Raw genomic sequence first — 12,773 nt, 5'->3', positions numbered from 1 at the left:
ATACAGTTTTTACTTGCTAGGCGTCTTGCCAACCATCTTAGCTGCACGTAAGAAGTCAAAATCCACCCCTTTATCTGCTTGCGTTACCGTATCTAAAAAGAGTTTTTTATAGCCACGCTCGGCGGTAGGTGGGGTGATAGGGTTTTCAATTGCGCGTTTTGCTAATTCTTCATCAGAAATAAGCAAACTAATCTCACGGTTCTTCACACTCAGACGAATCCGATCACCATTGCGCACATGGGCCAAGGGTCCACCAATCGCTGATTCTGGTGTTACGTGCAAGACGATCGTACCAAAGGCTGTCCCGCTCATGCGACCGTCAGAGATGCGGACAATATCTTTCACGCCAGCACGCGCCAATTTCATGGGGATGTGAATATAACCAGCCTCAGGCATACCAGGCGCACCTTTAGGGCCGATATTTTTTAAAACAATAATGTCATCTACAGTGACATCCAGATCAGGGCTATCAATGCGATTGGCTAGATCTTCTGAGTTTTCAAAGACTACTGCGCGACCTTCATGCTCCATGAGTTTTTCATCGGCAGCCGATTGCTTAATAATCGCGCCACCAGGAGCTAGATTGCCATGAAGCACTGCAATACTGCCTCGCGGATAGATTGGATTATCGATTCTGCGCACAACATCTTGCTTAAAGCTTGGTGCCCCGGCATCAATTTCTTCACCAAGGGTCCTGCCAGTGACTGTCATGGTATTTAACTTTAGAAGGGGCTTGAGTTCTCTGAGAAGGGTTGTCATCCCACCAGCATCATGAAAGTTTTCCATGTAATGATCGCCTGATGGTTTTAGGTCAACCAACACCGGGGTTTCGTTGCCCATCTTATCCAGTGCATCTAGATCAATCTCAAGGCCCATGCGGCCGGCAATAGCGGCTAAGTGAACTATGCCATTGGTAGAGCCGCCAATGGCTAGTAAAACGCGCATCGCATTTTCAAAGGCATCTGCAGTCAGAATTTTGTCGATGGTTAAGCCATCTTTTGCCATTTGAACAGCGCAGGCTCCAGTTTCTTCTGCAACCCGAATGCGATCCGCAGTAACGGCTGGAGGGGTAGCGCCACCAGGAACCGTCATGCCGAGCGCCTCAGAAATACAGGCCATCGTACTGGCGGTACCCATGACTGAGCAGGTGCCAACACTAGCAACTAGTTGGTCGTTAACCTCATCTTTTTCAACTTCATCAATTTCGCCCGCACGAAACTTTCCCCAATAGCGACGACAGTCGGTACAAGCGCCAACACGTTCGCTGCGATGGGATCCGGTGAGCATCGATCCGGTAATGAGTTGAATGGCAGGAAGACCTGCTGAAGCGGCGCCCATCATTTGAGCCGGAACAGTTTTATCGCAGCCACCAATCATGACCACTGCATCCATTGGTTGAGCGCGCAACATTTCTTCGGTATCCATCGACATGAGGTTGCGCAAATACATGCTCGTAGGGGCGGCAAAACTCTCATGAATCGAAATCGTTGGAAACTCCATCGGTAAACCACCGGCAAGCATTACTCCACGTTTTACGGCCTCAATGAGTTGCGGCATATTGCCGTGGCAGGGGTTGTAGGCGCTTCCTGTATTAATAATGCCGATCACGGGACGATCAAGTGCGCTATTGGTATAGCCGGCACCTTTAATAAATGCTTTACGCAAGAAAAGAGAAAAGCCTTTGTCGCCGTAACTCGTCAGACCTTTACGCAGGCCTGTCTCTGAAGGAGTTTTATTGTCTTTTGGCTTGGAGCTCATAGTTGTCTCGAATGATTGTTTATGGAATGCTTTTTCTTAATTGTAGCTATCCCAGCGCGTTCATACCTAAGGGGAGCCTCCCCAGCGGAATTGCCACGATATACCCACCGCGTTATAGCTGGTGTCAGTACGTGAGTAGACTCCTTTGCTACCAGTGAGACGGATGGAATTTTGCTGATCAATGGGATAAGACAGGGTGCTACCAAAACGCCAATTTTCTTGAGGGCCATTAGCAGGAATGCCGTTGATGTATATTTGTCCGCCCGTGAAATAAGTGGCATCAGCAGAAATCCACGCAGTATTGGGGAAGTAATAAATGGCGTGGGTTTCGCCAGAATAGATAGGATTTTGTGAGAGCGTATTGCTGCCTAAATAACTGGTGTTACTGGTGTATATCGTTGCCATACCCGCCAATTCCAAACGCCATGGCCCAACAGCTTGTGAAAATCCCATGGCAGGTTGTATTAATGATCGATTGGCACCGACATTAATCATTTGATTGTTGTTGTATTTGCCCCATGGGATAGTAGCTGCCAAGCTGGCCCCAATAATGAGATCTTGTAGGTAGTCTTTAAATTGACTATTGGTTAGGGCTGGAGCACCGTATAGATTAACTGATGCCTTAATCATTGGATCAGATAAGCCTTCAGCAGAAGCGTTGATGGATTGTCCGCCAACTTGTCCCGTGCCCGTTAGTTCTGAGTAGGGTAGCACTAAGGTGAGTCGCCCAGATTGGCCAGCAACATCAAGCACATGCGTCATGCTCAGCGCCTGAGTATTCAGTATGTACGAACCGCTCTTAGCTTGTGCAAGACCACCCGTTATAAAGTTTATACCTATTGGTGCATTGGAATATGCACGCGCTTCAATTTCTTGTGCCTGCGCTTGCAGACAAACTATTGAGAAGCAAAGCATGCCAACTAGGCTAAGTTGCACCCGCATTGCTGACCATTGTCGGACAAAAGATTGCCGCAAAATCACTTCACTTGCCTAAGGTATTTTTGTAGCCAAAAAGCAATGTAGTGAAATTTTCTCTACCAAGGATGATTAAGGTGCCGCAATAGAGGAGGTACGGCCATACGATTAGCCAGTAGACAAGAGCCATAGCTAGAACGTGTAAGGGATCAGAGTGACCAAAGGCCAACATCGATTCAACAAAGTTTTTTCCATGGATCAAACCATCAATACCAGCTTCAAGGTAATTAAGCGCCAGCACAATGACAAGATAGATGATTGACTCAATCAAAAGTGATCGCACAATTCCATGATGTTTACTGACTCTGATTGGATAGATGGCTTGACCAATCAACATAAATTTTGCTGTGATCGCAGCCTTTACAAAAGCAAAGCCAAAAATAGTCAATGGAATAGGGCGCTCATCAATGGCTGTAACTGCTAATAAGGTTAGAGAACAAAACCAGAGGCCAAAATAAATCGTGAGGGCGAAAGCTTTTTTAGCTTCCTCTATTAATCCTTGTTTGAAATTATGTTTTGGTGCTGCAGAGGAAATATCGGTCATATCTCTTATTGGTACTTAGGCATTACAGCAAGATTCACCACTTGAGCAAGCGGAGCTCGCCTCGATTGGAGCGGGTTCATTGGTGTATCGAGCGATATATGCCTTCTTACCTTTGAGGGGTAGTTTGATCCAAACAAAGTGCCCAGAGCCAGGCGCAACAGCAATAGATTCGCCTTGCATATTCCACATGGCCTCTAAGATCACATCTTGATTGCCTTGTGGTTCAATCACTTCGAGTTTGTCCCCCACGGAGAAGCGATTCTTAACATCGACTCTTACACGACCACTAACCTGATCAATCTCAAGGGTCTCACCAACATAGAGACTTCTGCCTGAAAGAGAATGGCCGCGCATATACAGTTGATATTCTTTGTCATGATGGCGTTCGTAAAAGCCATCGGTATAGCCGCGATTAGCTAAGCCCTCTAGATTACCTAGTAAGGTTGTATCAAATGGTCTACCCGCCACAGCATCATCAATGGCAGATCGATAGGCTTGTACAGTTCGAGATACGTAATATGGCGACTTGGTGCGGCCTTCAATTTTGAAGGAGTCGACACCCATCTTGGTGAGCCGTTCAATATGCTCAACAGCACGTAAATCTTTTGAGTTCATGATGTAAGTGCCGTGCTCATCTTCTTCCATTGGCATCAAGTCATCAGGTCTTCTAGCCTCTTGGAGTAGTACGACATCACCACTTTGATTTTGCTGTCCTGGCTTCACTTTGTAATCCCAGCGACAGGCATTAGTGCAAGCCCCTTGATTTGAATCACGGTGTGACATGTAGCCTGATAGTAAGCAACGGCCTGAGTAGGCAATACATAAAGCACCGTGGACAAATACTTCAAGCTCCATCTCTGGACAATCTTGACGGACTTCTTCAATCTCATCAAAGGAAAGTTCGCGAGACAAAATGACGCGGCTAATCCCAACAGAGCGCCAAAATTTAGCAGAGGCCCCGTTAACTGTGTTGGCCTGAACAGATAGATGAATAGGCATATCCGGCCAAGCTTCTCGGGCCATCATGATAAGACCCGGATCAGACATGATGAGTGCGTCTGGCTTTAATGCCACAACCGGTGACATATCGCGAATATAGGTGCGAGTCTTGCCACCATGGGGTAACAAATTAGAAACAAGATAAAACTTCTTACCTAATTCATGGGCGGTATCAATACCCTGCTTGAGTACTTCAATCTTGCCGAAATCGTTATTGCGAACGCGTAGGGAGTAGCGTGGTTGGCCTGCATAAATAGCATCCGCTCCAAAATCAAAAGCGGTTTCGAGCATTTGGAGGCTGCCTGCGGGGGCTAGGAGTTCTGGCGTTTTCATCATGAGCCTATTTTAATGCCTGCCAAGCCCTTTTGCTCTGGGGTAGGAGCCCCTAATTGGCTCAATTAAGGCTAATTAGGGGAATATTTTTAATACGTAGTGACTTATTCGTCGGCGATGGTATTTCTCAGGATGCCAATGGATTCAATTTCAATTTCGCAGACGTCCCCTGGTTTCATAAAGACGGGTGGGGTTCTTGCGTAACCAACGCCAGCTGGGGTACCAGTGATCACCACATCTCCTGGCTCAAGAGTCATGCATTCTGAAATGAGCACAATGGTTTCTGCAACACCCCAGAGAAAATCTTTGGTATTGGCGTTTTGCATCACTTGCCCATTTAGGCGAGATTGAATACTCAGGCCATGACAGCCAGCAGGAAGTTCATCGGGGGTTACTAACCACGGACCAAATGCACCAGTTTGATCAAAGTTTTTGCCAATCGTCCACTGGGTTGTTTTGCGTTGGTAATCCCGAATACTTCCGTCATTAAAGATGCTGTAAGCAGCGACACAATCTAAAGCATTCTCTAGGTTGAGGTTGCGCGCCTTTTTACCAACAACAAAAGCTAGCTCTGCTTCGTAGTCAAGCTTGTCAGAAACCTTGGGTCGCATGATTGGACTCAAGTGTGCAGTCAATGAACTTGGTCCCCGCATAAAAAAGCTTGGGTACTCCGGTCTCGCATTGCCGCCTTCTTTCGCATGATCTGCATAATTCAGACCCATGCACACAATTTTTCCTGGTCTCTCGATTGGTACCTTAAAGGAAACGTCTTTGAGATTTCCTGTTACTGCTTTAGGGTTTGCAATAACCGCTGCAGTGCGATCTAAGTGGGCTTGAGACTGAATAATGTCTTGAAGATTATTGGGGATCTGAGGATCGGTAGCGCATAAATCAATATACGTATCAGATCCGCCTTTTGAGAGCGCACCAACGCCGTCGTTTCCATTCAAGCCCTTAAAGCCAAATAGCCTCATGTCTCTGTCTCCAATGAGATTGGTTTATGAATTATTCGTTTTCGCAGTATAGGTCAGTTAGAAGGGGCGGTGCGTCGCTTCAATCGGCTTTGGCAAGGGGGCTGGGACCTATAAAGTGTGATAACTTTCTAGATAGACGTTTGTGAATTAATACTCATCAGAAAGCATAAGAACTATATGGAGACACCAAGCAAGCTGCTAAATGGTGGCCAGATTTTGGCAAATGCATTAATCAGACAAGGGGTCGATACTGCCTTTGGTGTTCCAGGAGAGAGCTTTTTACCTCTTCTGAACGGACTTGTAGATCACCCAGACTTTCGCTTCATTACCTGCCGTCAAGAGGGTGGCGCTGCATATATGGCAGAGGCCTATGCAAAATTAACTGGTCAACCCGGTGTTGTGATGGTAACCCGGGGACCTGGCGCATCTAACGCCATGGTTGGTATTCATACTGCCTATCAAGATTCAACCCCAATGGTGTTGTTAGTTGGTCAGGTTGGTACAGATATGGTTGAGCGCGAAGCTTTTCAAGAGATTGACTATCGTCGTATGTATTCAGAGTGCGCGAAATGGGTGGGTAGTATTGATCGAGTGGATCGCATTGATGAATTTGTTTCGCATGCCTTTCATGTTGCGCAGGCAGGTCGTAAAGGCCCTGTAGTTCTGGCATTACCAGAGGATGTGCTGTACATGTCTGGACAAGAAAATCCTGTGAAGCCAGCACACATTGTGCAACCAGGCTTAGATGGCAATATTTTTAACCAGGCAATGCAGGCTTTTGCATCCGCTAAGAAACCTATGATTATTGCTGGCGGTGGTAATTGGAATTCAGCTGCCTGCGAAGACCTAAAGGCATGGGCCAATAGGGAGGGTGTGCCGGTTGCAACCAGCTTTCGCTCACAAGATGTTCTGGATAACTTAGATCCTGCATTTGCAGGTGATTTAGGAATTGGTGCTAATCCTGCCTTAGTCAAGCGAATTCAAGAGGCGGATGTGCTCCTGGTGATTGGTGAGCGCTTAGGTGAAATGACCACAGCAGGCTACAGTATTTTGTCAGTCCCGCAGACCAAAGCCACATTGATTCATGTGTTGTCAGGTCCTGAAGAGTTGGGTCGCGTATATAGACCGGACTTTGCATTAAATTGCAGTCCTGAAAATTTCTGTGCAGCGTTAAAGACCGTGAATATGGGTAAGAGTCATGATCCTGCGGCAATGAATGCTGCTCATGATGAGTATTTGGCTTTTTCAAGCCCAGTCACGGTTCCTGGGGATATGCAATTAGCCCAGATCATGAGTTCTTTGCCTCACTCGATTCCACGCGATTCGATCTTGACTAATGGTGCAGGTAACTTTGCAACCTGGGTGCACCGTTTTTATCCTTATGGTCCATTTAAAACTCAATTAGCACCTGCGAATGGCTCTATGGGTTATGGCCTGCCAGCAGCCATTGCTGCAAAGATTGCTAGCCCTGAAAAGGTAGTAATTGCTGTTTGTGGTGATGGTGACTTCATGATGAACTGCCAGGAGCTAGCTACTGCAGCTCGTTATGAGGCATTCCCTATCGTATTGGTTGTGAATAACAGCATGCTGGGAACAATTCGTATGCATCAAGAGCGTGAATTTAAATCTCGTGTGATTGCAACTGGCTTAACAAACCCAGATTTTGTGAAGTTTGTAGACAGTTTTGGTATGCCTGGATTTAGAATCACTAAGACTGAAGAGTTTGCACCGGCCTTTGCTAAGGCGTTAGCAAGTAAGAAGGGGGCCTTAATAGAGATTGTCTTGGATCAAGAGGTGATCTCACCCAGTAAATTACTCTCCCAATTGGGGAAGTAGTAGAACAAAAAAGCAAAGCAATCAGTCAATAAAAAAGAGGAGCGATGCTCCTCTTTTTGCTGGGTAGCTCAGGATTAATCTACCTTAGCCCCAGAATCTTTTACAACCTTAGTCCACTTAGCGATTTCATTTTTAATGAAGCTAGCAAACTGAGCTGGTGTGTTGCCTACAGGTTGTGCACCCATTGCTAAATATTTTTCTCTCACTGATGGGCTATTAATAGCAGCCATCAATGTGGTGCTATCTTTATTGAGAATATCTGCAGGCATACCTGCTGGGCCTACAACACCAAACCAGGAGGTCGCTTCATATCCAGGCAGGTTTGCTGCTTCAGCGACCGTTGGTAAATCTGGAAACGCAGGAGAGCGTTTAGCACTCGTTACTGCCAATGCTTTGAGGCGTCCAGCACGAATGTAGTTGATTGAAGACGGAAGGTTATCAAACATGATGTCTACGTTCCCTGCCATCAAGTCAGTCACTGCTGGTGGACTTCCCTTATAAGGGAGGTGAACCATATAGGTTTTGGTCATGGACTTAAAAAGCTCACCAGCCATATGAATTGACGTTCCATTGCCGCTTGATGCCATATTGATCTTGCCTGGATGCGCTTTAGCATAAGCAATCAAATCATTAACGCTATTAATGTTGTTCTTGGCGGCAAATTCTGGATTAAGTACTAAGACATTCGGTAACTCAGCTACTAAGGTGATTGGTGTGAAATCTTTAATGGGATCAAAAGGCATTTTTCCGCCACCCTGGGTGTAGAGCGGTAAGTTAATGCCATGTGTACCCACAGAGGCCATCAACCAGGTGTATCCATCTGGAGCTGATTTGGCAACTACTTCGCCACCAATATTGCCTCCAGCGCCGGGTTTATTGTCGATGACAACATTCCACTTGACTGTATTGAGGAGCTCATTTTGAAGGGGTCTTGCAATATTGTCAGTCGCACCACCAGCAGGAAAAGGCACCACAAACCGAATCGGTTTATTTGGGTAATCAGCTTGCGCAAAAGCGGCTTGAGCACCACCCAGCAAAACCGCAAGAACCGAGAACAGTTGTACTGCTCGTTCAGCCACTTTAAAAAGACTACTTTGAATCATTTCCATCTCCTATTTATGGAATCATTCTGTTGATGATTTCTCATTGCTGAATTTAAGCATAACAGAGCAAATCAGAGACTTAAAAATGAAAAAGGGCCTAGATTTCTCTAGACCCTTCACATATTTGGCTCCTCGACCTGGGCTCGAACCAGGGACCTACGGATTAACAGTCCGGCGCTCTACCGACTGAGCTATCGAGGAATAAGCCGATATTATAGCAAGATGGATACGCTTCTTCCCACTTCTGTGCAGATCCCCAAAGTACTGACCATTGCTGGGTCAGACAGTGGTGGCGGGGCAGGCCTTCAGGCTGACCTCAAGGTGATCACAGCCCTCGGCGGCTACGGCATGTCTGTGGTTACGGCAATCACTGCCCAAAATACTCTTGGAGTGACAAGAATTCAGGACATTGATTTGGATGTTATTGAGGCGCAGATTGATGCTGTTTTAACGGATATTGGCGCCGATATCGTCAAGATTGGCATGTTAGCCAGCCCAGAAATTGTTCGAACAGTGGCTAAATCATTACGCAAACACGGTATTCAAAGAATCATTCTTGATCCAGTGTTACGAGCCACTTCAGGCGCGAGTTTAGGAGGTGACGACACTGCGCAAGCAATGATTGCTGAATTATTTCCGATGTCAACACTCATTACGCCAAACCTGGACGAGGCATCTTTGCTCTTGGGTCGAGACATTGCTCAAATTGGCGACTTCAAACTTGCTGCACAAGAATTACTCGATATGGGTCCGCAGGCAGTTTTGATTAAGGGTGGACATCTTGATGCAACGCATACGCAGATTACCGATCACTTAATGTGGCGGAGTATTGAGGATGAGCTGGAGGTGATTCTGTCTAAGGAGTTCAAGCACTATCGTGTTAATACCGCCAATACCCATGGCACAGGTTGTTCGCTTGCATCGGCAATTGCTACTTACCTAGCAGATGGTCATGACTTATCTCATGCGGTTGCAAAAGCGATTGCCTATGTAGAAGCTGGCCTTGAAGCAGGGCGCTTTCTCAGTATTGGTGAGGGTCCTGGCCCCTTATGGCATATGCATGATTTCTATCCGACTGCTTTGTTGGATGAACAAGTAAAAAAATAATCACTTGAAATGCAGCTTAAGCCTGCATGAGTTCCTGCAACTGTTTCACTGCAGCCTTAGGGTCCTTGGCCTGGGTAATAGCTCTGACAACTGCAACCGAACCCACGCCACTTTTTGACACCGCATGAATACTGTCTTGGTCGATTCCACCAATAGCCACTAGCGGATAGTGACTCATTAATTTGGCGTATTGATAGAGCCTGCCAAGTCCTTGTGGGGCTGTAGGCATTTTCTTGAGATTGGTTGGGAAGACGGCGCCCATCGCAATGTAGCTCGGGCAAAAACGATCAGCGATAGTCAACTCAGCATAACCATGCGTACTTAAGCCTAGCCTTAATCCAGCCTCACGAATTTTGTCGAGGTCAGCAGTTTCTAAATCTTCTTGTCCGAGATGTACTCCATAGGCTTCCGCGTCAATGGCTTCCTCCCAGTAATCATTAATAAAGAGCAGGGTCTTGCTACCTTCAACAGCTTTAACCGACTCTTTGATTTGTTTTCTGATCTTGTAACGATCTTCAGACTTAAAGCGTAATTGGACGGTGGGGATTTCTGCCTCAACCATGCGCTTTACCCAGTCGGCATCAGGCATCACACCATAAAGCCCTAGTCGCTTAGGACATTCTTTAAAGGCGTTGGGATTCATGTTGCGAGTCCAGGGCAGCAAATCAAATTGTTCAGGTCTACTAGGCCACTTAAAGGGATTAAAGCCGCCATCATGAAGTGTCATCCGAGACCAGGCCTTGCCTAAGACCTTGGCGTCAGACTCAATAAAGCCCATCTCAATTGCAGCAAGCGCTCCAGCAAGTTCGTAATGATCAGCAGCAGCCTCGTTATCAATACGTGGCGGAGGTGAGCTCATTGAAAATGCAGGGATTAGTATACAAAGATCATCATTTAGATGAGCTTGAATAATTTGATCGGCAAGGTCGCGTACGAGACTCATCTGGTTGTCCTTAGACTTGATGCCAAAATGGGGTGCCCACTAACGGTGTGCTTGCTTGCGCAGATGCTTGAGGCTTCATTGCGCCAGAGAGGTAGGCAGTTCGTCCAGCCTCAACTGCCATTGCAAATGATTTAGCCATAGCAACAGGATCATTGGATAGAGCAACTGCAGTATTCAGTAACACGCCATCAAAGCCCCACTCCATGACAGTGCAGGCGTGTGAAGGTAAGCCTAAGCCTGCATCAACAATTAGGGGCACCTTAATACGATCGCGCAAAAGTTTCATGGCATAAGGATTGAGCGGTCCTTGCCCTGTACCAATCGGCGCAGCCCAAGGCATGATTGCTTGGCAACCAACATCAACTAAACGTTGGCACAAGATTAAATCTTCAGTGCAGTAGGGTAAAACTTTGAAACCTTCTTTTATCAAGATCTCTGCCGTTTGCACAAGACGAAGGGTATCTGGTTGTAAGGTGTAGTCATCACCAATGAGTTCTAATTTGATCCAGTCGCTCTCAAAAACTTCGCGTGCCATGTGAGCTGTAGTAATCACTTCTTGAGGGCTATGACAGCCAGCAGTATTTGGCAGTACGGGTACCGCCATCTTTTTGAGCAATTCCCAAAACCCGCTATGCGCTTCGGTTGTACTGGTTCCTTGACGACGAAGACTCACCGTAATCATTGCAGGGTTAGATGTCTGAACCGCATTCTCGAGAACCTGTGGCGATGGGTAGCGAGAGGTGCCCAACAGCAGGCGGCTTGCAAAGCTCTCGCCATACAAAACGAGTGCGTCAGCGTTATTGAGATTGTTTGGTAAAGGTGCAGTCATAAAGCGCTCAATCGTTTAGCCACCCGTAACCGGGGCGATGACTTCAATTTGATCGTTCTCATTCAAGGAAAATTGATCGTATTGCGTCTTTGGCACAAAATTCAAATTCACGGCAACAGCAAAAGGCGGTTTAGCATTGATCAAAGCAAGGGCATCTGAAATCATGCTTTGACTGGGAATATCGTATTCAATTTGATTGACGATTACGCGCATAAACTTGCCTTGTGACTGCTGGTGCTATCGGTCTTGCCAAAATTACTGCTGATGCTTAAGCCCAATTCCAGGGCAGTATTACTTTGACCACTTGCTAAAAGCTCCAAAGTGGAATCTAAAACCGCTGGAGAAATCATAAATCCATGGCGATAAAGACCATTGATCATGATCAAATCAGATAGACCTTTATCTTTCTGGACCCGAATTTCTGGAAGATTATTTTTTAATGTTGGACGACATTGCGTCGCCATCTCCAAGATGCGTGCTTCAGCAAAGCCACTGTGTACTGTATATACAGCACTGAGAAGCTCCATTGCAGAGCGAACGCTCATTTCCGAAAGGTCATCAGATTCAATTTCAGTGGCGCCAACAACATAGACATCATTTTCTTTCGGGGCGATGTAAATAGGGTAGCGTGGATGAATCAGGCGAGTAGGGCGACGCAATTTAACCTCTGGCGCATATAAACGAACTACTTCACCGCGAACACCTCGCAAGCTATTGACAGAGGATGACCAGGCATCTTTCGCCCCATTGCCTCGGCAATCAATGACGCACTCATACTGATGATTTGCGCGAAGTTGCTCTGGATCGACAGCTTGATTCCAGTGGCAGTTGACCTTGAGTAAATTTAATTCTGCTAATAAGGCATCAAGTAGTTGACGGTTATCCAGCTGGCCTTCATCGGGTAAATATAAGCCCTGCATAAAGCGATCTGCTACTCCGGGCTCAATATGACGCAACTCTGCACTGTTAAGTTTTTGAGGAAGCGTTAACTGAGGATTATGAAGACAATTCTTTTCAAGATGATTGGTAAATCGTTCCGCCTCACTGGCATCTTGCCTGTGCCACAAAATCAAAGTGCCATCTTGTTGAAAAAACACTGGCGTGGATAACGTATCAATTAACTGCTTCCATCGTGGCAGGCTATGAATGCCCATCCGTACAACAGAATCTTCGGTAATCGCTGATTCTGCTAATGGGGCTAGCATGGCTGCAGCAATGCGAGCTGCGGCACCTCTAGCATCACAACCACCTTGATCATATAAATTAACCTGGGCTCCAAGCTGAGCAAGCGCTACCGCTAGGAGCCGACCCATGAGGCCGGCACCAACAATAGCGTACTTGCTATGCAGTGATTGAGATTGATTCATCTTAA

The 12,773-nt window shown here is 46.4% G+C and carries 12 protein-coding genes and 1 tRNA gene; 2 read left to right on the top strand and 11 right to left on the bottom strand.

Annotated elements, in window-relative coordinates:
- Positions 1-9: 9 nt before the first annotated feature.
- The 5 genes from ICV38_RS05365 to ICV38_RS05345 all read right to left on the bottom strand — a co-directional run bounded on the left by ICV38_RS05365 (position 10) and on the right by ICV38_RS05345 (position 5,583).
- The gene (locus ICV38_RS05365; protein ID WP_215378053.1) at positions 10-1,758 is read right to left on the bottom strand and encodes an IlvD/Edd family dehydratase; all 1,749 of its coding nucleotides are present in this window, start codon (positions 1,756-1,758) and stop codon (positions 10-12) included.
- 66 nt (positions 1,759-1,824) lie between these two features.
- Positions 1,825-2,700 (bottom strand): transporter, encoded by an 876-nt coding sequence (locus ICV38_RS05360; RefSeq protein WP_215378051.1) that lies wholly within the window; start codon positions 2,698-2,700, stop codon positions 1,825-1,827.
- A gap of 40 nt (positions 2,701-2,740) precedes the next feature.
- Positions 2,741-3,277 (bottom strand): hypothetical protein, encoded by a 537-nt coding sequence (locus tag ICV38_RS05355; protein WP_215378048.1) that lies wholly within the window; start codon positions 3,275-3,277, stop codon positions 2,741-2,743.
- 15 nt (positions 3,278-3,292) lie between these two features.
- Entirely contained in the window at positions 3,293-4,612 is a 1,320-nt protein-coding gene (locus ICV38_RS05350; protein WP_371819227.1) for a U32 family peptidase, read from the bottom strand.
- A gap of 101 nt (positions 4,613-4,713) precedes the next feature.
- Positions 4,714-5,583: a fumarylacetoacetate hydrolase family protein gene (locus ICV38_RS05345; protein WP_215378045.1), complete on the bottom strand. Its 870-nt coding sequence runs from the start codon at positions 5,581-5,583 to the stop codon at positions 4,714-4,716.
- A 177-nt stretch (positions 5,584-5,760) separates the two neighbouring features.
- On the opposite strand from ICV38_RS05345, the gene ICV38_RS05340 reads away from it, so the two are divergent.
- Positions 5,761-7,419: a thiamine pyrophosphate-binding protein gene (locus ICV38_RS05340; protein ID WP_215378042.1), complete on the top strand. Its 1,659-nt coding sequence runs from the start codon at positions 5,761-5,763 to the stop codon at positions 7,417-7,419.
- Positions 7,420-7,493: 74 nt separating this feature from the next.
- Here the strand turns inward: ICV38_RS05340 and ICV38_RS05335 are convergent, their stop codons facing one another.
- Both ICV38_RS05335 and ICV38_RS05330 read right to left on the bottom strand, forming a co-directional pair.
- The gene (locus ICV38_RS05335) at positions 7,494-8,522 is read right to left on the bottom strand and encodes a tripartite tricarboxylate transporter substrate binding protein (protein WP_215382798.1); all 1,029 of its coding nucleotides are present in this window, start codon (positions 8,520-8,522) and stop codon (positions 7,494-7,496) included.
- 125 nt (positions 8,523-8,647) lie between these two features.
- A tRNA-Asn gene (locus ICV38_RS05330) sits at positions 8,648-8,723 on the bottom strand.
- Between the two features lie 21 nt (positions 8,724-8,744).
- Between ICV38_RS05330 and thiD the strand changes: the two genes are divergently transcribed.
- On the top strand, positions 8,745-9,629 hold the full coding sequence (thiD, locus tag ICV38_RS05325) for a bifunctional hydroxymethylpyrimidine kinase/phosphomethylpyrimidine kinase (RefSeq protein WP_215378039.1): 885 nt from the start codon (positions 8,745-8,747) through the stop codon (positions 9,627-9,629).
- Between the two features lie 16 nt (positions 9,630-9,645).
- On the opposite strand, the gene thiE is transcribed toward thiD, so the two are convergent.
- Genes thiE through ICV38_RS05305 form a run of 4 tightly spaced genes read right to left on the bottom strand, consistent with a single transcriptional unit; the run spans position 9,646 to position 12,768 of the window.
- Positions 9,646-10,572 carry a thiamine phosphate synthase gene (gene thiE, locus ICV38_RS05320; RefSeq protein WP_215378036.1) on the bottom strand — a complete coding sequence of 309 codons (927 nt, stop codon included), beginning with the start codon at positions 10,570-10,572 and terminating at the stop codon, positions 9,646-9,648.
- Positions 10,573-10,582: 10 nt separating this feature from the next.
- A complete protein-coding gene (locus ICV38_RS05315) occupies positions 10,583-11,401 on the bottom strand; it encodes a thiazole synthase (protein ID WP_215378033.1) in 819 nt (272 codons plus the stop codon).
- Between the two features lie 15 nt (positions 11,402-11,416).
- Positions 11,417-11,614, bottom strand: coding sequence for a sulfur carrier protein ThiS (thiS, locus tag ICV38_RS05310; protein WP_215378030.1), 198 nt, complete (start codon positions 11,612-11,614; stop codon positions 11,417-11,419).
- Positions 11,605-12,768: an FAD-dependent oxidoreductase gene (locus tag ICV38_RS05305; protein ID WP_215378027.1), complete on the bottom strand. Its 1,164-nt coding sequence runs from the start codon at positions 12,766-12,768 to the stop codon at positions 11,605-11,607. The genes thiS and ICV38_RS05305 overlap by 10 nt, the downstream gene beginning before the upstream one ends.
- Positions 12,769-12,773 lie beyond the last annotated feature (5 nt).

Source organism: Polynucleobacter sp. MG-6-Vaara-E2, from assembly GCF_018687695.1.
Classification (GTDB): Bacteria; Pseudomonadota; Gammaproteobacteria; order Burkholderiales; family Burkholderiaceae; genus Polynucleobacter.
Note: the sequence above shows the minus strand (reverse complement) of the source record. Positions and strands in the feature narration are given on the sequence as shown.